Source organism: Cellulomonas sp. (assembly GCF_036279715.1).
Taxonomy (GTDB): Bacteria; Actinomycetota; Actinomycetes; order Actinomycetales; family Cellulomonadaceae; genus Cellulomonas_A.
Genome location: NZ_DASUIR010000076.1, coordinates 13,975 through 38,018 on the forward strand (window position 1 = coordinate 13,975; position 24,044 = coordinate 38,018).

Sequence of the window (24,044 nt, forward strand, 5' to 3'; positions counted from 1 at the left end):
ACCGTCGGACACGAACGGCCCCGTCAGCCCGAACCGGGCGGGCGGGGCCGTTCCCGTGCCGGGGCTGCTGGCCGAGGGCTACGTGCCGAGGGCTACTTGCCGAGCCCGACGACGAGGTTGATCATCGACGCGATGATCCCCGTCCCGAACACGTAGGACAGCAGGCTCTGCCGGAGTGCGGCCGCGCGGATCTCCGTGCTGCGCAGGTTGGTGTCGGACACCTGGTAGGTCATCCCGATCGTGAACGAGAGGTACGCGAAGTCGGTGTACCGGGGCGGTTCGGTCCCGTTGAAGTCGACCCCGCCGACGACACCGCCGTAGTACAGGCGCGCGTACCGGGTCGTGTACATCGTGTGCACGATGGTCCAGGCGAGCACCACGCTGACCAGGCTGATCGCGGCCTGGGCGGGCTTGCCGCCGACGATCGAGGCGTCACCGAGCAGCAGCAGGGCAACCGCGCCGAGGCTCGCGACGGCGGCGACGAGGATCGCCGCGTCGGTGAGCGCCTGCCCGGAGTCCTCGCGCACGGCGTGCGCCCGGGTGGACTCCGCGTCCATACGGGCGATCGTCAGCCACATCCACGTGACGAAGGTCGCGGCGGCGGCCATCCAGCCGGCGAGGAGCCCGACCCGCCAGGTCGCAACGACGGAGAGCGGGAATCCGGCGACCAGCCCGACGACCAGCGAGGCGACGAGCCGCGTCCGCGCCGACGCGCCGAGCCCATCGGCCCCGGTGGACCGTCCGCTCGAGCCGGATCCTGAGGGAGCTGTCGGGCGTCCGGAGCGCATGCTCCGCACAGTAGCCGTGGCACCGTCGGGGCGGGTCGGGGCACGCCCTACGGGGCTGGCGTGGCGGTGGGGGTCGCGGTCGCTGTGGGGTTGAAGTCCGGGGCGGTCGTCACTCCCAGGTCGACCGTCACCTGGTCCGTCAGCAGCGACGACGTCGACTCGAGGGCCGCTCCGGTCAGCGCCGCCAGCCCCAGCACGAGCGCGGCGACGAGGCGACCGAGCCGGGCGCGCGACCGGGCCCGCTCGTCGGTCAGCCGGCGGTCAGTCGAGGAGGAGGTCATCGACCGCCACCTCGTTCGGGTGCCTTTCGCGGGGCTGCTCGGGGCTTGCGCGCCGCGCGTCCACCAGCGACAGGACCTCCATGACGATGAGGGCCAGCAGCGGGGGAGCGAGCATCGCGAACCGTCCGTCGGCGGAGCGGGCCCACTGCAGCACCCAGCCCCACTCGTGATAGACGGTCAGGACGACGCCGCGGACACGCGTGAGCGGCGTCGCGTCCGGGTCGGGCGCCGAGTTCGCGTCGCCCTGCGTGATGATGTACGGCTTCTTCAGGGTCTTGCCGGTGACAGGGTCGAGCGTCTCGACCATGCGACCCGTCGTCGGGTCCTGCTGCATCACGGGCAGCTGGTGCAGCGACACGATCCGGTGCGTCACCAGGTGGTCCGAGCCGGGCGGCACGAACGACACGACCTGACCGACCTTGAGCTGGGACGCATCGGTGATCTTCCGCATGACGACGGCGTCACCCGCGTCGAACCCACCGGACTCGGTCCCCGACATCGACCCGGAGGTCACGATCAGGAGCCGTTGCCCGTGGACCTGGAACCAGAGCGGCACCGCGAGCGACGTCGCGTAGGCGAGGGCGAACACCACGACGACCGTCCAGAGCGTCACCATGACGACGCGTCGCCACAGGGGCACGCGGGGTCGGGGCTGGCGTCGCACTCGCGTCGGGGCGGCCCGACGCTCGGTCGGAACGCGGTGCAGAGCACTGCGGATCCTGGTCATCAGGATCTAGTGTGCGCGCGCTCGCTCAGTTGTTGACCGTCTGCTCGGCGTCGAAGCGGAGCGTGATCGTCGTCGACGTGCTCTGGAACTCGTTGGTCGTCGTGGTCGGCAGGTCGACACGGAAGCAGAGCGTCTGGACGTCGGTCGCCGCGAGCGTCTGGTCGCCGGTCTGGGCGCCCTGTGCCGGGTCGCCGATGAACGCCGTCAGGCCAGTGGTCGTGAGTGTGGGCCCGACGGACGCGAGCGGGGCGGCAGCGTCGGTACCCGTGTGGTCGCACGAGCCGACCCCGCCGGAACCCAGCACGTACGACTTCAACGACAGCTGGGAGGACAGGGACGCGGTCGGCGCGGTGGCGGGCGGCACGGGGACGTCGGTCGCCTGGTACTGGACCGCGTACCGGTAGGCCAGCGAGCCGGTGTTCTTCACGTCGACCGTCGCGAACGCGGCGTCACCTGGTGCGAGACCCTGCGCGGGGACGTCGAACGTCAGGACCCCGCTCGTCGACAGGTCGACGGTGCCGGTCGTGATGGCCCCGCCCACGATCGCCTCGTTGTCCGTGAACAGCGCAGAGGTCGTCAGGGCTGTGATGCCGACGACCGCGAGGGTGACGATGGCGAATGTCGAGACGAGCCGCCGGCGCCGGGCCTTGTCGCTGCGCGACGGCGCGGGCGTGATCATCTCCTGCAAGAGCTCGTCCATCAAGGTCCCTCGAGAGAGCGGTCGACTGGGTGCTGCATCGGCAGGTTGCCGTCCGGGCTTGAGGCCCGATCGGGCACTCGCCCGAGTGGACCATCATGCCGCAGGCCGCCGGGGCTACACGCCCACCTCGCCGCCGATGGTCGCATTGGGCTGGGCGCGCCGGACCCGGCCGGTCCACCGTTCGGGCGGGCCCTCGAGCGGCGGGAGGTCGTCGGGCGGCAGCGCGGCAGCGAACAGGAAGCCCTGGGCGTGGTCGACGTCGAGCTCGCGCAGGAGGTCCGCGGTGGCGGTGTCCTCGACGCCTTCTGCGACGACGTGCAGGCCGAAGGAGTGCGCGAGGTCGACCATGGCCTTGACGACGAGCCTGGAGCCGTCGCGCTTGTCGGCTGCGAGGTCGATGACGAACATGCGGTCGATCTTGAGCAGGTCGACCGGCAGGTCGAGGAGCTGGGAGATCGACGTGTTGCCGGTGCCGAAGTCGTCGATCGCGACGCGGACACCGATCGCGCTGAGCCGCTCGAGCACCGGCACGACGCGCGACCGGTCCGCGACCAGCGCGGTCTCGGTGATCTCGACCTCGAGCAGCGCTGCGGGGACGTCGTACTCGTCGAGGAGGCGCTCGATGAGCTCGACGACCGTCGGTGACGCGACGTCGTGCGCGGAGAGGTTCACCGCGACGGGGACGTTCCGGCCCGCGTCGCGCCATGTGGCGAGCTGGGCGACGGCCGTGGTCAGCGCGAAGCGGGTGAGCTCGTGGATGAGGCCCGACTGCTCGGCGAGCGGGATGAACAGGTCGGGGGGCAGCAGCCCGCGGGTCGGGTGCCGCCACCGCATGAGCGCCTCGAAGCCGACGGTCCGGCGCGAGCGCAGGTCGACCTTGGGCTGGTAGTGGAGCTCGAGCTCGCCTCCGACCGCCAGGGCACGGTGCAGGTCGCCCAGCAGGACGAGCCGGGCGGGGGACGAGTCGTCCTCGTCGGGGGAGTACACCGCCACGCCGAGCCGGTGCGTCTTGGCGGTGTACATCGCGACGTCGGCCTTGCGCATGAGGTCCGAGGCGTCGTCGGCGTGGTCGGGCAGGCAGGCCACCCCGATCGACGTCTCGACGTGCAGGGGAAGGTCACCCAGGAGGAACGGGGTCGCGAAGACCGATCTGACCCGGTGCCCGAGCCGTTCGGCGTTCTCGATCGAGCGCACGTCGGGCAGGAGGACTGCGAACTCGTCACCGCCGAGCCGCGCCACGATGTCGTTGTCGCGCAGGGCTCCGCGCAGCCGGTCCGCGACCAGCTCGAGCAGCTCGTCACCGCGATCGTGCCCGAGCGAGTCGTTGATGTCCTTGAACCGGTCCACGTCGAGCAGGACGAGGCCCACACGCGTGCCGGCCAGCTTGGCCTCGAGGATCGTGCGCCGCATGCGGTCGGCGAGCATCCGCCGGTTGGGCAGTCCTGTCAGGGAGTCGAGCAGGGCGAGGCGGGCGTTGTCGAGGGCCGACGCGTGCAGGCGTTGCGACGAGGTCAGCACCGTGCGGAACAGCGCGAGCCACAGCGCCAGCAGGCCCCCCGCGACGACCAGCGCGACTGTCCGGATGGCGGCGCGCAGCGCCTCGGCCGTCGGCGTGTAGTCGAGCATCACCTCGGCCGCGCCCACGATCTCGCCGGAGTCGCGCACCGGGACGTAGACGTCGAGCACCTGACGCTCGGTCCCGCCCGCCTGTGCGCCCTCGACATCGGTGATGAGCCGTGCGTCCGAGGTGCCCTGGGCGACGGCGGCGTCGAGGCGGTCCCCGTCCGGGAACCCGGTCGCGGCGTTCTGCGAGTCGTACAGGATGTCGCCGTCGCGGGTCCACAGCCGTAGGCCGACGAGCCGACCCGCGAAGCCCTCGATGGACGCGGTGACGGCAGCGTGCTGCGTGGGGTCGACGACGCCGAGCGTGAACGCGTCAGGTGGGACGGCCGCGCTCGCGTAGCGACTGACCGTCTGCGCCGAGGCGACGCCGTTGCGTTGAGCCTGGCCCTGCATGATGTTCGACATCGTGAGGATCAGCGCGGCGCCGAGCGCGAGCATGCCGATGACGCTGACGGCCACGAAGTACCGGGTCAGCGACCAACGACGGCGTGCCTTCGACAGCGGGACCTCACGATGACGAGTGACGGCGGGGGGCGAACGCGGTGGCGGCCCTGAGGGTGACAGTAGGGCGCGGTGCACGTTTTGGGCGAGTCCTGCCGAGTCGGCGTGGCCAGCGGGTCCGGCGCGGGCGAGTTCACCCCGCCAAGTCCGCAGAACTCGCCGGGGCGGTCGATAACGTCGACAAAGGTGTCTCTCCGCGCTGCGGCGGACGGACCTCGGACCCTGGACGGACGAAGAGCGACGATGCACGACCTGGCCCTCTGCACGGTGCATGTCGACGGTGAGGTGATCGTCGACGGGTTCGTGCTGGAGTTCGCCGGCGACGTGCTCACGGTCGCGACGCCGCAGCTGGCGGTCGGGCTGACGCCCGGCGACGACGTGACGGTCCGGGTGCTCGACGAGGTGCGCGGCGAGTGCCTCTATGCGGGCTTCGTGTCGCGGGTCGCGCCCGACCAGGTCGACGTCGCGGACCTGGGCCTGGTCTCCACGCTGCAGAAGCGTGAGGTGGTGCGCGTGCGCGTCGCGATCCCATGTCGCGGCACCGTCGTGCCGCATCTACCTGTGTCGGCCCCCGACGGCGCGGCCCGGCCAGACGGCTCGACCGACGGCGGGGCCGACAGGGGCCCCGGCGGGGCGACGACGGCGACCGCGACGGTCACCGAGCCGGCCACCGCCACCGGCAGGCGGATCGACTTCACGATGCTCGACGTGAGCGCGCACGGCATGCGGATGCTCGCGCGCGTCGACCTCGCCACCGGGAGCCTGATCCGGTTCCGCTTCGAGGAGCTCGACGCGCCGTTCGTCATCGACGCGATCGTCGTGCGCGGCGAGGAGTCACGCACGGGGACGCACTACGGCTGTCGGTTCGTCGGCATGACCGTGCGGCAGACGGACTCGCTGTTCGGCTACGTGCTGCGCACGCAGGGCGACCAGCGCCGCGAGCGGCTCCGGGCCGTGTAGCGGCAGGCCGGACGGCTATCCGACCGAGCTCGCCGTCCAGAGGCTGTCGAGCACGAGGTCGTCCGACGCGACGTCCTCGCCGGTCGCGAACGAGCCACCGAGGAGCACGGCAGCGCGGTCCCCGGTCACCGCCCGGTCGAACAGGAACCCTTGCCCGATGCTGCACCCGATCGCGCGCAGCATCGCGAGCTGGTCGGTCGTCTCGATGCCCTCGGCGATCACCTCGAGCCCCAGCGCGTCGGCCATCGCGATGATCGCGCGCACGAGCTCGAGGCTCGTCGTCCCCTCGGTCAGACCGGTGATGAACGCCCGGTCGATCTTCAGGGCCTCGACCGGGTAGCGGTGCAGGGTCTGCAGCGAGGAGTGCCCGGCGCCGAAGTCGTCGATGTGCAGGCGCAGGCCGGTCCTGTGCATGTCGTCCATGATGTGGCGGGCGAGCTCGGGCCGGCGCATGATCACGCCCTCGGTGATCTCGAGCGTGAGGGTCTCCGGGCTCAGGTCGTGCTCTCTGAGGCAGGCCCGCACGTGGTCCACGAGCCCGGGGTGCCAGAACTCGCGGTCGGAGACGTTGACGCTCACGGTGACGACGCCGTCGTGCACGGAGCGCCAGGCGGCGATCTGGCGGCAGACCTCGCCGATGATCCAGCGCCCGAGCCGCACGATGAGGGCGGTCTCCTGCATGATCGGCAGGAACTCGTCCGGCCCGATGAGCCCGCGTTCGGGGTGCTGCCACCGGACGAGCGCCTCGAACCGGTCGACGCGGCCCCCGACGAGGTCGACGATCGGCTGGTAGTGCACGACGAACTGGTCGAGGTCGAGCGCCGCCTGGACGGCCGCCTGCAGGTGCACGTGGCTGACGGCGTCGTCGTGCATCGCGGCGTCGAAGAACGACAACGTGCCGGGCTCGAGCGATTTCGCGTGGTACATCGCGGTGTCGGCGTCCCGCAGCACGTCCTCGGCCGAGGCGTAGTCGACCGCGGACGACGCGACGCCCATGCTCGCTGTGACCCACAACGCGTGCCCGTCGATCTCGACCGGCCGCGCGAGGGCGTCCTGGATGCGCCGGACGACCATCGGGACGTCGTCGGGTCCGATGTCGTCGAGCAGCACCGCGAACTCATCGCCGCCGAACCGTGCCGGGGTGTCATGGCTCCGCAGCGCGTCCCGCAACCGCTCGGCGACCTCCTGCAGCAGCAGGTCGCCCACCTGGTGGCCGAGCGAGTCGTTGACGACCTTGAACCGGTCGAGGTCGAGGAACACGACGGCGAACGGCGTGCGCTGCAGGACCCACCGCTCGACGCTTCGGGTCAGCTCGGACAGGAACATCCTGCGGTTGGGCAGCCCTGTCGCGGCGTCGTAGAGCGCGTTGTGCCGCAGCGTCTCCTCGAGCTGCTTGCGGTCGTCGATGTCGGTGATCGAGCCGAGGAGCTTGGGCGACGACGTGCCGTCGCGGTGCACCGGCATCGCGCGGGCCAGCATCCAGCGGTACTCCGTCGCGAGCGGGGGGCGGTAGCGGTGCTCGACCTCGACCATGGCGAGCTCGCCGTGAACGACGCGGGCGAACTGCGCCCGGACGCGCGCGGCGTCGTCGGGGTGGACGTTGGCCGTCCAGGCCTCTCCGGGGTCCACGGCCGCGGGGTCGATGCCGAGGAGCGTCACGCATCGTTCGGAGAGCGTGAATCGACCGGTGGTGCCGTCCCAGTCCCAGAGACCTTCGTTCATCGCGCGGGCCAGCAGGCCGTAGCGCTCCTCGCTCGTGCGCAGCGTCGCGGCGAGGTCCTCCTGCTCGAACGCGGCGCACAGCAGCGCGGCCCAGTGGCTCAACGGTTCCCGTATCGAGGTCGTGTTGATCGTGTCGACGACGGCGAGCATGCCCCAGTCGCGATCGTTGGCACGCACGGCGACCACGAAGACGACCTCACGGACGCTCGGGTTCGTCGACTCGACGACGGCGAGCGGCGGGAACGTCTCCGGGGTCGTGACGGTCCCGACGAGGTCGCCGAGGAGGCCGTCGGCATCGTGGACGCCCTCGATCACGAGCCCGTCGCCGCGCCACAGCGCGAGCACGGCTGTGCGCACGTGCGAGCCGGCGAGCCAGTCGAGGCGCCGCGGGTCCGCGGTCCCGTGCCGCAGCAGCGCGCGACCGATCTCGTACTCCTCGATGAGGGCCGCCTCGAGCCCGGCGACCCGGTCGAGGGAGGACGTGGTCTGCAGGTGCCACAGGGCACCGGAGGCACGGGTGCCGACCTGGGCGAGGGCCGCTCGGGTCGTGCGGGCCTCGTCGGGCAGGCGCTCGGCGACGGTCCGCAGGTACCCGTCGACCGCGGAGTCGACCAGCAGGAGGGCGCCGGGTCGCGTGGCCAGGGCGGCGAGCGGGGTGATCGTGTCGAGCAGGCGATCAGCGGCGTGCACGTGCCCCGCACCGAGGAGGCGCTCGGTCGCCGTGGAGATCGCGGCGACGGCCGTCGCGACGGCCTCGCCGACGCTCCCCTCGGTGGTGGCCGTCGCCAACGCCGACTCGAGCCGGCGGCGGAGGGTCTCGCTCGTCTCGTCGCGCACGGACCCGGGCCCGCGGGGGGTGCGGTCGTCGAGGCTGCGGCATCCGCACGACGTGCGGCGGACGACGTGCGACGGCGGCGCGTGCGTGTCGGCACTCGGCTCCTCGCCGTGGATCTGTGCCATCAGGAGCCGCGCGGCGAGCGCACCGATCACGTCGAACCGTTGGTTGACGCTCGCGAGCGACGGGTTGCCGAACGCACCGGCCTCGATGTCGTCGAAGCCGACGACGGCGACGTCCCGGGGCACGTCGAGCCCGGCAGTGGTGACCGCGCGCATGAACCCCAGCGCGTTGAGGTCGGTGGCGACCACGACGGCCGTCGGCCGGTCGCTCTGCTCGAGGAACGGGCGCGCACTCTCCTTCCCGCCGTCGGCGACGTTGTCCGACGCGGGGTAGAAGTCCTCGGGCCGCGGCGCGAGGCCCGCCTCGACGAGGGTGTCCTGGTAGGCGGCGTACCGCTCGCGCATGTCGGACTGCGTGAGGTTGCCCACGAAGCCGATGCGGCGGTGCCCGTGCTCGAGGAGGTGCTGCACGGCGGCGCGCGTGCCGCCGTCGTTGTCGGGCATCACGACGGGTGCGTCGAAGCCAGGGATGTCGTTGCTCGCGAGCGACACAGCCTTGCCCGCCCGGCGCAGCGCGTGCAGGTACGGGCCCTGGGTTGCGGCGGCGACCGCGACGGCGCCGGCCACGTGGTCCCACGCGCACCGGGTCGAGAAGTCGGGCGCGGCGACGTGCAGGTCGGTCTGCTGGCCGGTGTGCAGGGTCTGCGCGACGATCACCCGGCGACCGGCCGCGGCCGCCTCGCGGGTGATCCCGGAGATGATCTCTCCGAAGTAGAAGCCGGCGGTCCAGGGTGCCAGGACGAGCAGGTTGTCCGACTCTGCCACGGTCTTTCCTCCGGTGTCAGGGCATCGACGGCGTCGGCGCACACGCTCTCATCGACCGTTGTGGGGTGATGTTGACCACTCTGGGCGGTCGATCTCGTGCCGTGAGGCACAATGGGGGTACTGACGCGCACTTCTTGGCGCGTTCGACGTCGTGGAGCACCGGTGGGACCTGTCCCGCAGAGCCGCCGCGAGCCCCGACCTTCCACCGCCGGAAAGGCGATACTCCTTTGTCTGATTTCTTGTCCCTCGGTGTGCCCGCTGTCCTCGTGAGCACGCTCACGCAGCAGGGCATCACCGACCCGTTCCCCATCCAGACCGCGACCCTCCCCGACACGCTCGCGGGTCGCGACGTCCTCGGCCGTGGCCGCACCGGCTCTGGCAAGACGCTCGCGTTCTCGCTCCCGCTCGTGGCCCGCCTGGCCGAGTCGGCCTCGACCGTCAAGCGTCGTCCGGCCCGTCCGCGCGGCCTGATCCTCGCCCCGACCCGCGAGCTCGCCACGCAGATCGCCGCGACGCTCGAGCCGCTCGCGAAGCAGCTCCGCCTGAGCACGACGACGATCTTCGGTGGGGTCTCCCAGAACCGCCAGGTCAGCGCGCTCAACGGCGGCATCGACATCCTCGTCGCCTGCCCCGGCCGGCTCGAGGACCTCATCAAGCAGGGTCTGTGCTCGCTGGACTCCGTCGAGATCACGATCCTCGACGAGGCCGACCACATGGCCGACCTCGGGTTCCTCCCGGGCGTCAAGCGCCTCATGGACAAGACGCCGAAGCGCGGCCAGCGGATGCTGTTCTCCGCGACGCTGGACAACGGCGTCGACCAGATCGTCCACCGCTACCTGGTCGACCCGCTCACGCACTCGGTCGACACCGCCGAGTCCCCCGTCGCGAAGATGACGCACCACGTGCTCGCCGTCGCCGACATCGAGACGAAGCGCGCCGTCGTCGAGGAGCTCGCGTCCGGCACCGGCCGCCGCCTGCTCTTCATGCGCACCAAGCACCAGGCCAAGAAGCTCGCGAAGCAGCTCACGGCGGCGGGCATCCCCGCGGTCGACCTGCACGGCAACCTGAGCCAGCCGGCGCGTGAGCGCAACCTCGAGGCCTTCACGTCGGGCGCCGTCCGCGTGCTGGTCGCGACCGACATCGCCGCCCGCGGGATCCACGTCGACGACATCGAGCTCGTCGTGCACGTCGACCCGCCGGCCGAGCACAAGGCGTACCTGCACCGTTCGGGCCGTACCGCCCGCGCGGGCAACGGCGGCGACGTCGTGACGGTCATGCTCCCCGAGCAGGCCGGCGACGTGCGCACGCTCACCCGCCTGGCGAAGATCACGGTCCAGCCGCAGTCGGTGCGCGCCGGGTCGCGCGTCGTCGCCGAGCTCGTCGGCGAGGTCGCGGCGCACGTCGCGCCGACCGCCGCGCAGGTCCAGGCGCACGGTCTGCTGAAGAACGACAACCGCGACGACACGCGTGGGTCGCGCGGCCGCTCGGGTGCCCCCGCTGCGGGACGCGGTGCGGGGCGTGGCCGCAGCAGCTCGACCGGCGGCGGCTCGTCGCAGGGTCGGAGCTACGGCTCGGGCGGGACGCGCGGAGCCTCGACCGGCTCGCGGTCGTCCGCGCCCACCGGTGGGTCACGGCCGGTGCACTCCACGTCGACGTCGGGCTCGACCTCGACGCCCGGCTCGGGCCAGAGCCGGTCGAACGGTGCTGTCGCCCTCTCGATGGGCTCGAACGCGGGACGTCGCCGCGCTCGCTGAGCGTCGCAGCAGCACCCAGCAGTCCCAGCCACACCAGGCCGGTCCGGCGGAATGCTCCGCGGGACCGGCCTGTTGTGCCTGGAGCGCCCGCGCCGTCAGCGCTGCGCGGATGCGCCACCCCGTGAAGGAGAGCGCCATGAGCCCCACGAACGACGACGCCCGGGCCTACGAGGTCACCAAGGACGAGGCGCAGTGGCGCGTCGAGCTCGATCCCGCGGAGTTCCGGGTCCTGCGGCTCGCCGGCACGGAGCGGCCAGGCACGGGTGCGCTGCTCGACGAGCACCGCGAGGGCGTGTACCGGTGTCGCGCGTGCGGCAACGAGCTGTTCCGCTCCGAGACGAAGTTCGACGCGCACTGCGGGTGGCCGAGCTTCTACTCGCCGCTCGCGGGCGACCGCGTCGAGCTCATCGAGGACCGCACGCTCGGCATGGTCCGGACCGAGGTCCGCTGCGCCCGGTGCGGCTCGCACCTCGGGCACGTGTTCGACGACGCTCCGCAGACGCCCACCGGCGACAGGTTCTGCATGAACTCCGTGAGCCTGACCTTCGAGCCGTCCGGGTCCTGAGCGAGCGTCCCACCTGCGCAACGGCTCCCGGGCGCTGTCAGTCCGTGCCCGGGTTGTCCGGCGCGTCCCCGCCGACACGCCGCACCACGCCGATGACGACGGGCCACGCCGGCCGACAACGGTTCAGGGCGAGGGTGCAGGTGCCGATAATGGGGACGTGGAGGAGACCCTGATCGTGAGGCGATGGCGCCGTTTCGGCGCCGACCGCCTCTACGTGACGGCCGAGAGCGGCAAGCGGGTCGGTGTCGTCGACCTCCAGTCCGGCGAGGTCAGCGTCGACATGCCCGTGCTCGAGGAGGGCGTGCGTCGTGCCGCGCAGGCGTACCTGCGCTCCGACGTCGCCGAGCTCGTCATCCCGTTCGGCTCGACCGTCGACCTCGCCCTCATGGCAGCGCTCGACGACGAGGCCGCGTCCGCCGCCGACGTCCGCTCGGGCGAGCGGGGCGGCTCGGTGCGCAGCAGGCTCGAGCGGCTGACCGACGAGGGCTGGCACGTCGTCCACGCCGTCCCGCTCGGTCGGCAGGGCACGGTCGTCGAGCACCTGCTCATCGGGCCGGGCGGCATCTTCAGCATCACGTCGCACGCCCACCCCGGCGCGGTCATCCACATCCACGACCGGACCATCGACGTCGACGGCAGCCCCGTGCAGTACCTGCGGGACGCGCGGCTCGAGGCGACGCGGGTCCAGGGGGTCCTGCGCTCCGCGGTCGGGTCCGAGCTCGCGGTGCGCGCCGTGCTCGTCCTGCAGGGCATCCTCGAGATGCGTGCGGACGCTCCGCCCGAGGACGCTCTCGTCGTGGCCCGCCACGACATCCCCGGGGTCTTCCGCCGCTTCCCGCCCCGGCTCGAGCCCGCCCGGGCCGATGCCATCGCCGCGATCGCCCGCCAGCGCACGACCTGGGCGCGCTGACCCCGCGTCAGTCCACGCCCCGGCTCAACCCAGGTCCTGGGGCGCGCCGAGATCGAGGTTGAGTCGCGCGAGCTGCGTCGCGAGCAGCGCGGCGTCGTCGTCCGACCAGCTCCGCAACGCCCTGCGCAGGAATGCCCGGCCGGCCGCCCGCACCTCCTCCGACCGCCGGGTGCCCAGCTCGGTGAGCCGGATGAGCTGACCGCGGGAGTCGTCGGGGTCGGCACGGCGCTCGATCAGCCCCAGCTCGTCGAGCCGGGCCAGCTGGCGCGACATCGTGCCGCGCCCGACCCCGAAGAGGGCGGCGAGCTCGGAGGCCCGGACGTCCGGGGTCTTGGCGATGCGCGCGAGCAGCGGTGACGCCGAGGGCTCGAGGTCGGGGTGCACCTGCCGGGTCAGCTGGCGTGACATCGCATGCGAACGGCGCAGCAGCAGGCCCAGCTCGCTCTCGACGGCCCGGAACGGGTCGTGGGCCGGGTCGATGCCTGGCACGGTGCGCTCGTCGGTGTCCACGGTGCGGTCCCGGTTCTCAGGCGGCCGGAGCGACGTCGTCGTCGGCGAGGACCTGCGCCACCTCGAGGCGAAGCTCGACGCCCGAGCGGTGCCCCAGCGGGACCTCCTTGAGGAAGAGGACCGCGACGAGCGCGACGAGCGCGATCGGGACGGCGACGAGGAACAGGTCCGCGACCGCCTGGCCGTACGACGCCTCGACGACCGTCCGGATGGGACCGGGCAGCGTCGAGACGTCCGGGATCGCACCCGTGCCGCCGCTCAGGGCGGACACGTCGATGCCGAGCCTGGTGAGGCCCGCGATCATGAGCGTCGTGACGCGTGAGCCCAGCACGGCGCCCAGCGCCGAGACGCCCACGGCGCCGCCGAGGGTCCGGAAGAACGCGACGGTCGCGGTGCCGGAGCCGATGTCCTGGATCTCGAGGGTGTTCTGTGCGGCGAGGACGAGGTTCTGCATGAGGGCACCCACGCCGACCCCGAGCACGAACATGTAGAGGCCGACCAGCGCGAAGCTCGTGTCGTAGCGGATCGTGCCCATGAGCCCGAGGCCGATCGTGAGCAGGGTGGCTCCGCTGATCATGAGCGTGCGGTAGCGGCCGGTGCGGCTGACGATGCGGCCGCTGAGCGTCGAGGAGATGAGCTGCCCGAGGATCATCGGGATCATCAGCAGGCCCGAGATCGTGGGGGTCTTGCCGCGGGCGACCTGCATGTACTGGCTGAGGAAGACCGAGGTGCCGAACAGGGCGACCCCGACCGCGATGCTCGCGACGAGCGCGAGGACGACCGTCCGGTTGCTGAAGAGCCGCAGCGGGATGATCGGCTCGGCGGCGCGCGACTCGACCCACACGGCGAACGTGAGCAGCGCGAGCGCTCCGAGGACCATGACGGCCGTCTGCCACGAGGCCCAGTCGAACGTGGAGCCCGCGAACGTCACCCAGAGCAGCAGCGTCGTGACGCCGGCCGAGATGAGCAGCGCGCCGGCGTAGTCGATCGTCACGCTGCGTCGGCGCAGGACCGGCAGGTGCAGCGTGCGCTGCAGCACGAGGATCGCCACGACCGCGAACGGCACGCCGACGAAGAAGTTCCAGCGCCAGCCGGGACCGTCGGTCGTGACTCCGCCGAGCAGTGGGCCGCCGATCATCGCGACGCCCATGACGGCACCCATGAGGCCCATGTACTTGCCGCGCTCGCGCGGCGAGATGATGTCGGCGATCAGCACGGTGCCCAGCGCCGTGAGGCCGCCCGCGCCGATGCCCTGGAGCGCGCGCATCGAGATGAGCATCTCGACGTTGTGCGAGAGGCCGGCCGCCGCGGACGACAGGACCGTGATGACCAGCGCGAGCTGGATGAGGTTCTTGCGGTCGACGAGGTCCGCGAGCTTGCCCCAGATCGGCGTCGAGACGGTCGTGGTGAGGAGCGTCGCGACGACGACCCAGGTGAACGACGACTGCGACCCGTGCAGGTCGCTGACGATGCGGGGGAGCGAGCTGGACACGACGCTCGTCGCGAGGATCGACACGAAGAGGCCCATGAGGATCCCGGAGAGCGCCTCGAGGATCTCCCGGTGCGTCATGCGGGCGGGCTCTTGCGCGGTGCCACCCTCGGGGCGGTCGGTCTCGAGGGTGACGGTGGGTGCGGACACGGTGCTCTCGTTCTCTTCAGCGGGGTGGTCGAGCCCGGCTGCGGCGGCAGGCGCGCGTGGCGTGGCGTCGTCGCGGGAGAGTGCGGAGGTGGCGCCGACGAATGTGTGGTTGCTACAGACAACTTACCAGAACGGTTGCGTGAGGCAACTGTTTTCGAGGTCGACGGCCCGACCCGGGTGCGTGTCCTTCGTCACGCGGCGGCCCGGGCCGCGATCAGGCTGACCGGTTCGGCCCGGTTTCCCGCGGATCCGGGACGAATGTCCTGACGTCCTGCGAGCGCGGCGCGGGACGCTCGGAGGAGCAATCCCCGGTGGCCCCCGGCTCACGCGGGTGCCCGGGCCCTGCACACTGTGCCCCGGCGAGCGGGGCCGTCCTAGGAGTTGCGCCATGGCCCATCGGATGATCCTCAACCAGACCGCGTGGTTCGGTCGCGGCGCCGTGGCGAACATCCCTGGCGAGCTGATCGGCAAGGGCTACACCAAGGCGCTCGTCGTCACCGACCCCACCCTCGCGCGCAACGGCGTCGCCCGGCGCGTCACCGACCACCTCGACGCCGCGGGCTTCGCCTACGCGGTGTTCGACGACGTGTCCGCCAACCCGACCATCGAGAACGTCCAGGCCGGGGTGGCGGCGTTCCTCGCCGCGGGCGCCGACTGCCTGGTCGGCATCGGCGGCGGGTCACCGCAGGACGCGTGCAAGGCGATCGGCATCATCGCGGCCAACCCCGAGTTCGCCGACGTGCGCAGCCTCGAGGGCGAGGCCGCCACCAAGAACCCCAGCGTCCCGATGGTCGCGGTCGCCACGACCGCCGGCACCGGGTCCGAGGTCACCATCAACTACGTGCTGACCGACACCGCGCAGCAGCGCAAGTTCGTGTGCGTCGACCCCCACGACATCCCGGTCGTCGCGATCATCGACCCCGACCTCATGGACGGCATGCCGCGCAGCCTGCGGGTCGCCACCGGGATGGACGCGCTTACGCACGCGATCGAGGGCTACACCACGCTCGACGCGTGGGAGCTGACCGACGTCCTGCAGCTCAAGGCCATCGAGATCATCGCCGCCGCCCTCCCGGCCGCGGCGCGCGGCGACGCACTGGCCGTCGAGAAGATGGCCCTCGGCCAGTACATGGCGGGCATGGGCTTCTCGAACGTCGGCCTCGGCCTCGTGCACGCGATGGCGCACCCGCTCGGCGCGTTCTACGGGACGCCGCACGGCATCGCCAACGGTGTCCTCCTGCCGCACGTCATGGCCTTCAACGGCGGGTACACGGGCTCCAAGCTCCGCGACATCGCCAAGGCCATGGGTGTCCCGAACACAGCCGACCTGCCTCTCGTGCAGGCGCGCCAGGCGGCGGTCGACGCGGTCGCAGCGCTCGGACACGCGCTCGGTGTCCCGAGCCGGCTGCGCGACATCCAGGTCGTCGAGGCCGACCTCCCGGCACTGGCTGCAGCTGCCTACGCGGACATCTGCCGCGCGGGCAACCCGCGGCCCGTCTCGGAGTCCGACATCCTCACGCTGTTCCGCGCGATCTTCTGACCGACCTGCACGTCAGTCGGTGCCCGGGAACCCCAGCTGGCGCCACGCCTCGTACGTCGCGATCGACGCCGCGTTCGTCAGGTTGAGCGACCGGCGACCCGTGAGCATCGGGATGCGCACGCGGTCGGTGATGCGCGGGTGGGCGAGCACGTCGTCGGGCAGCCCGGTCGGCTCGGGGCCGAACAGCAGCGCGTCGTCGGCGCGGTAGGCGACGTCCGAGAACCGGGTCGCCGCCTGGGTCGTGAACGCGAACACGCGCACGCCCGGGAACGCTGCGAGGGCTGCCTCGAGCGTCGGGTGCACGACGACGTGCGCGAGGTCGTGGTAGTCGAGCCCCGCACGCCGCAGCTTGGGCTCGGACAGGTCGAAGCCGAGCGGCTCGACGAGGTGGAGGGTCGCTCCCGTCGCCGCGGCGAGCCGGATCGCACTGCCGGTGTTGCCGGGGATCCGCGGCTCGAAGAAGACGATGTGCAGCACCGGGCGATCCTCCCACCGATGAGCGACCGACCCGGCGTGGGGACCCGACGTAGGGTTTGGGCATGTCTGACGACCTGTACCGCGCGAGCGACGACCGCTACGCCGCGATGACCTACCGCCGCGCGGGTCGCAGCGGTCTCGACCTGCCGGCCCTGTCCCTCGGGCTCTGGCACAACTTCGGCGACACGACGCCGGCCGACACGCAGCGCGCGATCCTGCGGCGCGCGTTCGACCTCGGCGTCACGCACTTCGACCTCGCGAACAACTACGGCCCGCCGTACGGGTCCGCCGAGGAGAGCTTCGGCCGCCACCTCGCGAAGGACCTGCGCCCGTACCGCGACGAGCTCGTCATCTCCTCGAAGGCCGGCTACGACATGTGGCCCGGGCCGTACGGCGACGGCGGCTCGCGCAAGTACCTGCTGTCGTCCCTCGACCAGTCGCTCGCGCGGCTGGGGCTCGACTACGTCGACATCTTCTACTCCCACCGGCCCGACCCGTCGGTGCCGATCGAGGAGACGATGGGCGCGCTGCACACCGCCGTGACGAGCGGGCGTGCGCTGTACGCCGGCATCTCGAACTACTCGCCCGCCCAGACGCGCGAGGCCCGGCGCGTCCTGGCCGAGCTGGGCACACCCTTGCTGATCCACCAGCCGAGCTACTCGATGTTCAACCGGCACGTGGAGGGCCCCGGGTTCGGTGGGCCCGATGGCGAGAGCCTGCTCGACGTCGTCGGCGACCTGGGGATCGGCATGATCGTGTTCTCGCCGCTCGCGCAGGGGCTGCTGACCGACCGGTACCTGTCCGGGGAGGTCCCCGCGGGGTCGCGGGCCGCCGTCGGGCACTTCCTGCGGCCCGACAAGATCAGCGAGACGTACCTGGCGCGGGCGCGCGCCCTCAACGAGGTGGCGGCCGGCCGGGGCCAGAGTCTCGCGCAGCTCGCGCTGTCGTGGTTGCTGCGCGACCCGCGCGTGACGTCCGCGCTCATCGGCGCCTCGAGCGTCGCCCAGCTCGAGAACAACGTCGCCGCGCTCGCCGCACCGCCGCTGACCTCTGACGAGCTCGCAGCGATCGAGCCGTTCGCGGTCGACGGGACGGCCCGATGAGCGTTGGCCCGGTGAGCAGCGAGCCGATCGACGCGGTCGCCGACGTGGTCGTCGCGCCGGACGGCCGTGAGGTCGCGTTCATCCGGTGGGGCGGTGGGGCCGGGGCGCCCGTCCTGCTGCTGCACGGCGTGACGGACTCGGCGGAGTGCTGGGGCTCGGTCGTGCGCCACCTCGCCGGCGGCCGACCGGTCGTCGCGGTCGACGCGCGGGGCCACGGTCGCACGCCGCTCGGCGACGACCCGTTCACCATCGGCGCGCTCGCCTCCGACGCCGCCGAGGTCCTCCGCGCGGTCGCCGGTCGCCCCGCGGTCGTCGTGGGCCACTCGCTCGGCGGGGTCGTCGCCGAGGAGCTCGCGATCACGGAACCCGGGCTCGTCGCCGCTCTCGTGCTCGAGGACCCTGCGTGGGACACGGGCGCGCCGACGCCCGGCCCTGCGCCGGAGTTCCTGCAGGGCTGGCTCTCCATGTTCGCCGGGGTCCCGGCGGGCGAGCTCGAACGGTGGGCCCGTCGCGAGAACCCGACCTGGACCGACGACGAGGTCGTCCCCTGGGCCCGCTCCAAGACGCAGGTCGACCAGCGGCTCGGACGCATCGCGCACGACTGGCACGGTCGCGACTGGGTCGAGGCGCTCGCGCAGGTCGCATGCCCGGTGACGCTCGTGACGGGCGACCAGGCACGCGGGTCCATCGTGGGGACGGCACAGGTGCAGCGGGCGGCGGCGCTGCTCGGTGACCTGCTCGTGCATGTCCCGATCGCCGGTGTCGGGCACAGCGTGCGTCACGAGGGGCTCGCGACGTACCTCGCGGCTCTCGACGACGCGCTCGAGCGTGTCGACGCCACGGACGAAGGTCGCGCGCACCCCGACGCCGGGCGTCCATAGCGTGAGACAGGTGAGGGTCCGGCACTGGCGCCGGTCCCCAGGTGCGAGGAGTCGTCCATGCGAACCGTCGTCGTCACAGGATCCGCGTCAGGCATCGGCCACGCGACCAAAGAGCTCCTCGAGCAGCGCGGAGACCGGGTGATCGGTGTCGACCTCCACGACGCCGAGGTCACCGTCGACCTCACGACCCCCGAAGGTCGGACCGATCTCGTCGAGCGGGTCCGCGAGCTCAGCGGCGGCACGATCGATGCCGTCATCGCCAACGCCGGTCTCGCGCACGAGAGCCCCGCCACGATTGCCGTCAACTTCTTCGGCGCCGTCGCGACGCTCGAGGGCCTCCGGCCGCTCCTGCTCGGGTCTGCGGCGCCGCACGCCTCGCTCACGAGCTCGATGGCAAGCCTCATGCCGAACGACAGCGAGCTGGTCGAGCTCGCGCTCTCCGGGGATGAGGCCGGGGCGCTCCGACGCTGCGGCGAGCTCATCGAGGCCGGGCAGGGTGCGCTCATCTATGGGAGCTCCAAGAACGCGCTCAGCCGCTGGATGCGGCGCGTGGCAGCAACGCCCGAGTGGGCCGGGGCCGGGATCCCGCTCAACGGCGTCGGCCCGGGCATCGTCGTCACCCCGATGACGCAGGACATGATCGCGACCGAGGAGGCCCGCGCGGCGCTCTCCGAGCAGGTCCCGATGCCTCTGCACGGCTTCATGGGCCCCGAGGTGGTGGCCCGACTGCACGCCTGGCTCATCAGCGACGAGAACACGCACGTGTGCGGGCAGATCGTCTTCATCGACGGCGGCTCCGACGTCGTCATCCGGGGCGACTCGACCTGGTGAACCCAGGGCGCTCGCCGAGACGAGGAAGCTCGGCGAGCGCAACGCGCTGAGCCGTTGCCAGCTGGCGACCTCCCCTGATCGATCCCGATCGGGGGCGGCCGTCGGCGTTGTCGGGTCAGCCTGCGAGGGCTGCCAGGATGTCCGGGCCGTACTTGTCGCGCTTCGTCACGCCGACGCCGGTCACGGTGCCGAGCTCGTCGATCGTCGCCGGGATGCGCGTCGCGATCTCCCGCAGGGTCGCGTCATGGAAGACGACGTACGCCGGGACGCCCTGCTCCTTCGCGGTCGCGGCCCGCCACGCGCGCAGCCGTTCGAAGACTGCCGCGGCGCCCTCGTCGAGGCCCACGACGGCTGCCGGGGCGCCGCCACGCCGGGAGGTCCGGGCCGCACGCGGGGTGCGTGCTGCCTTCGGTGCCTCGTGGCGCAGCAGCACGGTGCGGTCACCGGAGAGGACCTCGGCGCTCGCCGAGGTCAGCCGCAGCGTGCCGTAGCCGTCCGAGTCGACGCCGAGGAGGCCCTGCGCGAGCAGCTGCCGCACGACGCCGCGCCACTCGCCGTCGGCCAGGTCGGTGCCGAGGCCGAACGTGCTGAGGGTCGCGTGACCGAGCTGCGTCACGCGCGGCGTCGCCTTGCCGAGCAGGATGTCGACCAGGTGACCGGCCCCGTACCGCTGCCCGCGCTCGCGCTCGAGCCGCAGGACCGTCGAGAGCAGCTTCTGCGCGGCGACCGTGCCGTCCCAGGACTCGGGCGGTGCGAGGCACGTGTCGCAGTTGCCGCATGCGGTGCTGGCCTGGCCGAAGTAGGCGAGGAGCTGCACACGGCGGCACGTGACCGTCTCGCACAGCGCGAGCATCGCGTCGAGGTGCGCGCCGAGCCTGCGGCGGTGCGCGGCGTCACCGTCGGACGTGTCGATCATGCGGCGCTGCTGCACGACGTCCTGCAGCCCGTACGCGAGCCAGGCGGTCGACGGCAGCCCGTCGCGACCCGCCCGGCCGGTCTCCTGGTAGTAGCCCTCGACCGACTTGGGCAGGTCGAGGTGCGCGACGAACCGCACATCGGGCTTGTCGATGCCCATGCCGAACGCGATCGTCGCGACCATGACGAGCCCGTCCTCCCGCAGGAACCTGGACTGGTTCGTGGCGCGCACGCGCGCGTCGAGGCCCGCGTGGTACGGCAGTGCGGGGATCTGGTGGTCGCACAGGTACTGCGCGGTCTGCTCGACCGACGCACGGGACAGGCAGTACACGATGCCCGCGTCGCCCGGGTGCTCGGTGGTCAGCAGGTCGAGCAGCTGCGCACGCGGGGTGGCCTTGGGTGCGATCCGGTACTGGATGTTGGGCCGGTCGAAGCTCGCCACGAAGTGCCGCGCGCCCGTCAGCTGGAGGCGCTCGGCGATCTCGGCGTGGGTCGCCTCGGTCGCAGTCGCTGTCAGGGCGATGCGAGGGACATCCGGCCACTGCTCGTGCAGCACCGAGAGCCGCAGGTAGTCGGGCCGGAAGTCGTGACCCCACTGCGACACGCAGTGCGCCTCGTCGATCGCGAACAGGGCGATCTCGCCGCGGCCGAGCAGGTCGAGGGTGTCAGGGACGCGGAGCCGCTCGGGGGCGAGGTACAGCAGGTCGAGCTCGCCGGCCAGGAATGCGGCCTCGACGCGGCGGCGCTCGGTGAAGTCCTGGGTGGAGTTGAGGAACCCGGCGCGCACCCCGAGGGCCGAGAGCGCGTCGACCTGGTCCTGCATGAGGGCGATGAGCGGTGAGACGACGACGCCCGTACCGGGTCGGACGAGGGCGGGGACCTGGTAGCACAGCGACTTGCCGCCGCCGGTCGGCATGAGCACGAGCGCGTCGCCGCCCGCCACCACGGTGTCGATGATCTCGGCCTGGTCGCCGCGGAACGCGTCGTAGCCGAAGACCCTGCGCAGGACGTCGATCGGCTCGGGTGCCGGGCCGTCGATCCGGGCCGGAGGCACCGGAGTCTGACGGGCCGGAGCCGGACGCGGTGCTCGCCAGCCGTCGTCGTCGGCCGGCACGCCGCCATCATCGGCGGGATCGGCCGGCGGCACGTCGTCGTAGGCGGGGTCGTACGGCGGTGCGTCGTCGTAGGTCGGGTCGTACGGCGGGACGTCCTCGTACGCAAGCGGCCCCGGATTCACGCCCCCACCCTACGAGCACCCCACCCACAGCTCCGCCCCCGTCCACAGGGGCCGGGGGCGGAGCTGGGTGAGCAGGCGGTTCAGCCGCCGGTGACCTCGTCGGTCCACGAGTGCTCGGGCACGTAACCGATGAGGTCACGAGCCGCGCCGATCGCGAGCAGCGTCTCGCGCCCGATCAGCTCGCGGGTCAGCGGGACGTCGGGGAACACCTCGGCCATCAGGTCGGCCGACGGGCGGTCCATGATCGTGTCGGCCGCGGCGATGATGAGGCTCTGCGAGCCCGACGTCGGGACCTCGAGCGCGCGTCGGAACGCCTGGGCGACGTCACGGGCGTCGACGTAGCCCCACAGGTTCCAGGCGCGCAGCCGGGCGTCGTCCCAGAACTCGGGCACCCGGCTGTAGTCCTCCGGCCGGAAGATGTTGGACAGCCGCAGCCCGACGAACGGGATCCCGGAGAGCACCGAGATGTGCCGCGCGGTCTCCTCGGCGACGACCTTGGACAGCGCGTACGTCGTCGTCGGCAGCGGGTAGTGCGCCTCGTCGACGGGGGCGTACCGCGGCGGCTCGGCGAACGGCAGGCCGAGGGTGGTCTCGCTCGACGCCCACACGACCTTGCGCAGGCCCAGCCGTGACGCGGCCAGGAACACGTTGGTGTTGATGGCGTTGTTGATGTTGATCGTCGCCGGCGGCGTCGCGCGCCCGGGCGCCGGGATGTTCGCGAGGTGCACGACGGAGTGCGCTCCCGCCAGGACCTCGATCGCCTGACCGTAGTCGGTGAGATCCGCGTGGATCAGGGGCGTGCCGAGGTCGCCCTCGTCGCCGGGCGTGCCGGTCACGTCGCTCGCGCGCACGTCGTACCCGTGTGCGAGCAGGTCGGCAACGACGGCGCGACCCGCCTTTCCGGAAGCGCCGGTCACAGCCACAGTTGTCATGTGGGGATCTTGCCATCTCAGGAGCGGCCGACCGCGCACTTTCCGGGCCCGATCCTGTCGAGTTCGTCCGTTTGTGCGGCCGGCTTGCCCGGACGCACCGCCGCGAGGCGGTCCCGAGGGTGCTCCGTGGCCCAGCGGCGGGTCCACGTCACGCCGCAGGGGACCACCTCGCGGTGGCGGCTGGCGGACGAACGGAAGAGAGCTAGCTCACGTCGGCGTCGACCCAGTCGAAGGTCCGCGTGACGGCCTTCTTCCACAGCCGGTACTGACGGTCGCGCTCGGTCGCGTCCATCGAGGGCTCCCAGCGCTTGTCCTCGGCCCAGTTGTCGATGACGTCCTGCTCGCCGTTCCAGAACCCGACGGCGATGCCCGCGGCGTACGCCGCTCCGAGGGCCGTCGTCTCGGCGACCTGCGGACGGATGACAGGCACGCCGAGGATGTCGGCCTGGAACTGCATGAGCGTCTCGTTGGCGACCATGCCGCCGTCGACCTTGAGCTCGGTGAGGTCCACACCCGAGTCGGCATTCATGGCGTCGAGCACCTCGCGGGTCTGGAAGGCCGTCGCCTCGAGCGCAGCCCGGGCGATGTGGGCCTTCGTGACGTACCGCGTGAGGCCGACGAGGGCGCCGCGCGCGTCCGACTTCCAGTACGGCGCGAACAGCCCCGAGAACGCGGGGACGAAGTAGGCGCCACCGTTGTCCTCGACCGTCGCGGCGAGCTCCTCGATCTCGGCCGCCGACGAGATGAACCCGAGGTTGTCCCGGAGCCACTGCACGAGCGAGCCCGTCACCGCGATCGACCCCTCGAGCGCGTACACGGGTGCCTGGTCGCCGATCTTGTAGCAGACCGTCGTCAGGAGCCCGTTCTTCGAGGGGACCGGGGACGTGCCGGTGTTGAGCAGCATGAAGTTGCCCGTGCCGTACGTGTTCTTCGCCGTGCCGACCTCGAAGCACGCCTGCCCGAACGTCGCCGCCTGCTGGTCGCCAAGGATGCCCGCGAGCGGGACGCCCGGCAGCATGCCGCCCTCACGGCCCTCGCCGTAGACCTCGGACGACGAGCGGATCTCGGGGAGCATCGACAGCGGGATCGTCATGTCCCTGGCGATGTCCTCGTTCCACGTGAGGGAGTCGAGGTTCATGAGCATGGTGCGCGACGCGTTCGTCACGTCGGTGATGTGCACGCCGCCGTCCAGGCCGCCCGTCATGTTCCACAGCACCCACGAGTCGGTGTTGCCGAACGCGAGGTCGCCGCGCTCGGCCTTCTCGCGGGCACCGTCGACGTTGTCGAGGATCCACTTGATCTTGGGACCGGAGAAGTAGGTCGCGAGCGGCAGCCCGACCTTGTCCTTGTACCGTTCGGCGCCTCCACCCAGGGCCCCGAGCTCTTCGGCGATCTTGTCGGTGCGGGTGTCCTGCCACACGATCGCGTTGTACACGGGCTCGCCGGTCGTGCGGTCCCACACGACGGTGGTCTCCCGCTGGTTCGTGATGCCGACCGCTGCGATGTCGCGATACGTGAGGTTGGCGCGGGTCAGGGCCAGACCGACGACCTCGCGGGTGTTGGTCCAGATCTCCGCGGGGTTGTGCTCGACCCAGCCGGCTCTCGGGAAGATCTGCTCGTGCTCCTTCTGGCCGGAGGCGACGATCTGGCCGCCGTGGTCGAAGACGATCGCGCGGGTGCTGGTCGTGCCCTGGTCGATCGCGAGGACGTACTGAGCCATGGGAGG

20 protein-coding genes are annotated in these 24,044 nt (G+C 71.9%); 8 read left to right on the forward strand and 12 right to left on the reverse strand.

Going from position 1 to position 24,044, the window contains the following annotated elements:
• Positions 1 to 92: 92 nt before the first annotated feature.
• The 5 genes from VFW79_RS07915 to VFW79_RS07935 form a co-directional block, all read right to left on the reverse strand.
• Entirely contained in the window at positions 93 to 788 is a 696-nt protein-coding gene (locus VFW79_RS07915; RefSeq protein WP_329676765.1) for a DUF1345 domain-containing protein, read from the reverse strand.
• Between the two features lie 47 nt (positions 789 to 835).
• On the reverse strand, positions 836 to 1,069 hold the full coding sequence (locus VFW79_RS07920) for a hypothetical protein (RefSeq protein WP_329676766.1): 234 nt from the start codon (positions 1,067 to 1,069) through the stop codon (positions 836 to 838).
• Positions 1,050 to 1,709, reverse strand: coding sequence for a signal peptidase I (locus VFW79_RS07925; RefSeq protein ID WP_329676767.1), 660 nt, complete (start codon positions 1,707 to 1,709; stop codon positions 1,050 to 1,052). The genes VFW79_RS07920 and VFW79_RS07925 overlap by 20 nt, the downstream gene beginning before the upstream one ends.
• Before the next feature lie 112 nt (positions 1,710 to 1,821).
• Complete coding sequence (locus tag VFW79_RS07930; protein ID WP_329676768.1) at positions 1,822 to 2,496, reverse strand: hypothetical protein; 675 nt, start codon at positions 2,494 to 2,496, stop codon at positions 1,822 to 1,824.
• 114 nt (positions 2,497 to 2,610) lie between these two features.
• Complete coding sequence (locus VFW79_RS07935; protein ID WP_329676769.1) at positions 2,611 to 4,578, reverse strand: putative bifunctional diguanylate cyclase/phosphodiesterase; 1,968 nt, start codon at positions 4,576 to 4,578, stop codon at positions 2,611 to 2,613.
• A 285-nt stretch (positions 4,579 to 4,863) separates the two neighbouring features.
• On the opposite strand from VFW79_RS07935, the gene VFW79_RS07940 reads away from it, so the two are divergent.
• Entirely contained in the window at positions 4,864 to 5,580 is a 717-nt protein-coding gene (locus VFW79_RS07940; RefSeq protein WP_329676770.1) for a PilZ domain-containing protein, read from the forward strand.
• Between the two features lie 15 nt (positions 5,581 to 5,595).
• Here the strand turns inward: VFW79_RS07940 and VFW79_RS07945 are convergent, their stop codons facing one another.
• Positions 5,596 to 9,024, reverse strand: coding sequence for an EAL domain-containing protein (locus VFW79_RS07945; protein WP_329676771.1), 3,429 nt, complete (start codon positions 9,022 to 9,024; stop codon positions 5,596 to 5,598).
• A 266-nt stretch (positions 9,025 to 9,290) separates the two neighbouring features.
• On the opposite strand from VFW79_RS07945, the gene VFW79_RS07950 reads away from it, so the two are divergent.
• From VFW79_RS07950 to VFW79_RS07960, 3 genes are all read left to right on the forward strand, one after another.
• Positions 9,291 to 10,778: a DEAD/DEAH box helicase gene (locus VFW79_RS07950; RefSeq protein WP_414647911.1), complete on the forward strand. Its 1,488-nt coding sequence runs from the start codon at positions 9,291 to 9,293 to the stop codon at positions 10,776 to 10,778.
• Positions 10,779 to 10,914: 136 nt separating this feature from the next.
• A complete protein-coding gene (gene msrB / locus VFW79_RS07955; RefSeq protein ID WP_329676773.1) occupies positions 10,915 to 11,343 on the forward strand; it encodes a peptide-methionine (R)-S-oxide reductase MsrB in 429 nt (142 codons plus the stop codon).
• A 157-nt stretch (positions 11,344 to 11,500) separates the two neighbouring features.
• The gene (locus tag VFW79_RS07960) at positions 11,501 to 12,253 is read left to right on the forward strand and encodes a nuclease-related domain-containing protein (RefSeq protein WP_329676774.1); all 753 of its coding nucleotides are present in this window, start codon (positions 11,501 to 11,503) and stop codon (positions 12,251 to 12,253) included.
• A gap of 24 nt (positions 12,254 to 12,277) precedes the next feature.
• Here VFW79_RS07960 and VFW79_RS07965 read toward each other — a convergent pair whose 3' ends face one another.
• The gene (locus tag VFW79_RS07965; protein WP_329676775.1) at positions 12,278 to 12,763 is read right to left on the reverse strand and encodes a MarR family winged helix-turn-helix transcriptional regulator; all 486 of its coding nucleotides are present in this window, start codon (positions 12,761 to 12,763) and stop codon (positions 12,278 to 12,280) included.
• A gap of 16 nt (positions 12,764 to 12,779) precedes the next feature.
• Positions 12,780 to 14,333 carry an MDR family MFS transporter gene (locus tag VFW79_RS07970; RefSeq protein ID WP_329676806.1) on the reverse strand — a complete coding sequence of 518 codons (1,554 nt, stop codon included), beginning with the start codon at positions 14,331 to 14,333 and terminating at the stop codon, positions 12,780 to 12,782.
• Positions 14,334 to 14,790: 457 nt separating this feature from the next.
• On the opposite strand from VFW79_RS07970, the gene fucO reads away from it, so the two are divergent.
• A complete protein-coding gene (fucO, locus tag VFW79_RS07975; RefSeq protein WP_329676776.1) occupies positions 14,791 to 15,942 on the forward strand; it encodes a lactaldehyde reductase in 1,152 nt (383 codons plus the stop codon).
• 12 nt (positions 15,943 to 15,954) lie between these two features.
• Here the strand turns inward: fucO and VFW79_RS07980 are convergent, their stop codons facing one another.
• Positions 15,955 to 16,419 (reverse strand): tRNA (cytidine(34)-2'-O)-methyltransferase, encoded by a 465-nt coding sequence (locus VFW79_RS07980; RefSeq protein WP_329676777.1) that lies wholly within the window; start codon positions 16,417 to 16,419, stop codon positions 15,955 to 15,957.
• 62 nt (positions 16,420 to 16,481) lie between these two features.
• Between VFW79_RS07980 and VFW79_RS07985 the strand changes: the two genes are divergently transcribed.
• The 3 genes from VFW79_RS07985 to VFW79_RS07995 are packed head-to-tail and all read left to right on the forward strand — an operon-like array spanning position 16,482 to position 19,234.
• Entirely contained in the window at positions 16,482 to 17,522 is a 1,041-nt protein-coding gene (locus tag VFW79_RS07985) for an aldo/keto reductase (RefSeq protein WP_329676778.1), read from the forward strand.
• An 11-nt stretch (positions 17,523 to 17,533) separates the two neighbouring features.
• Positions 17,534 to 18,403 carry an alpha/beta hydrolase gene (locus tag VFW79_RS07990; protein WP_329676779.1) on the forward strand — a complete coding sequence of 290 codons (870 nt, stop codon included), beginning with the start codon at positions 17,534 to 17,536 and terminating at the stop codon, positions 18,401 to 18,403.
• Positions 18,404 to 18,460: 57 nt separating this feature from the next.
• Positions 18,461 to 19,234 carry an SDR family oxidoreductase gene (locus tag VFW79_RS07995; RefSeq protein ID WP_329676780.1) on the forward strand — a complete coding sequence of 258 codons (774 nt, stop codon included), beginning with the start codon at positions 18,461 to 18,463 and terminating at the stop codon, positions 19,232 to 19,234.
• Positions 19,235 to 19,349: 115 nt separating this feature from the next.
• Here the strand turns inward: VFW79_RS07995 and recQ are convergent, their stop codons facing one another.
• From recQ to glpK, 3 genes are all read right to left on the reverse strand, one after another.
• Positions 19,350 to 21,386 (reverse strand): DNA helicase RecQ, encoded by a 2,037-nt coding sequence (recQ, locus tag VFW79_RS08000; protein WP_414647912.1) that lies wholly within the window; start codon positions 21,384 to 21,386, stop codon positions 19,350 to 19,352.
• Positions 21,387 to 21,466: 80 nt separating this feature from the next.
• On the reverse strand, positions 21,467 to 22,318 hold the full coding sequence (locus tag VFW79_RS08005; RefSeq protein ID WP_329676781.1) for an NAD(P)-dependent oxidoreductase: 852 nt from the start codon (positions 22,316 to 22,318) through the stop codon (positions 21,467 to 21,469).
• A 202-nt stretch (positions 22,319 to 22,520) separates the two neighbouring features.
• Positions 22,521 to 24,038, reverse strand: coding sequence for a glycerol kinase GlpK (gene glpK, locus VFW79_RS08010; protein WP_329676782.1), 1,518 nt, complete (start codon positions 24,036 to 24,038; stop codon positions 22,521 to 22,523).
• Between the last annotated feature and the right edge of the window lie 6 nt (positions 24,039 to 24,044).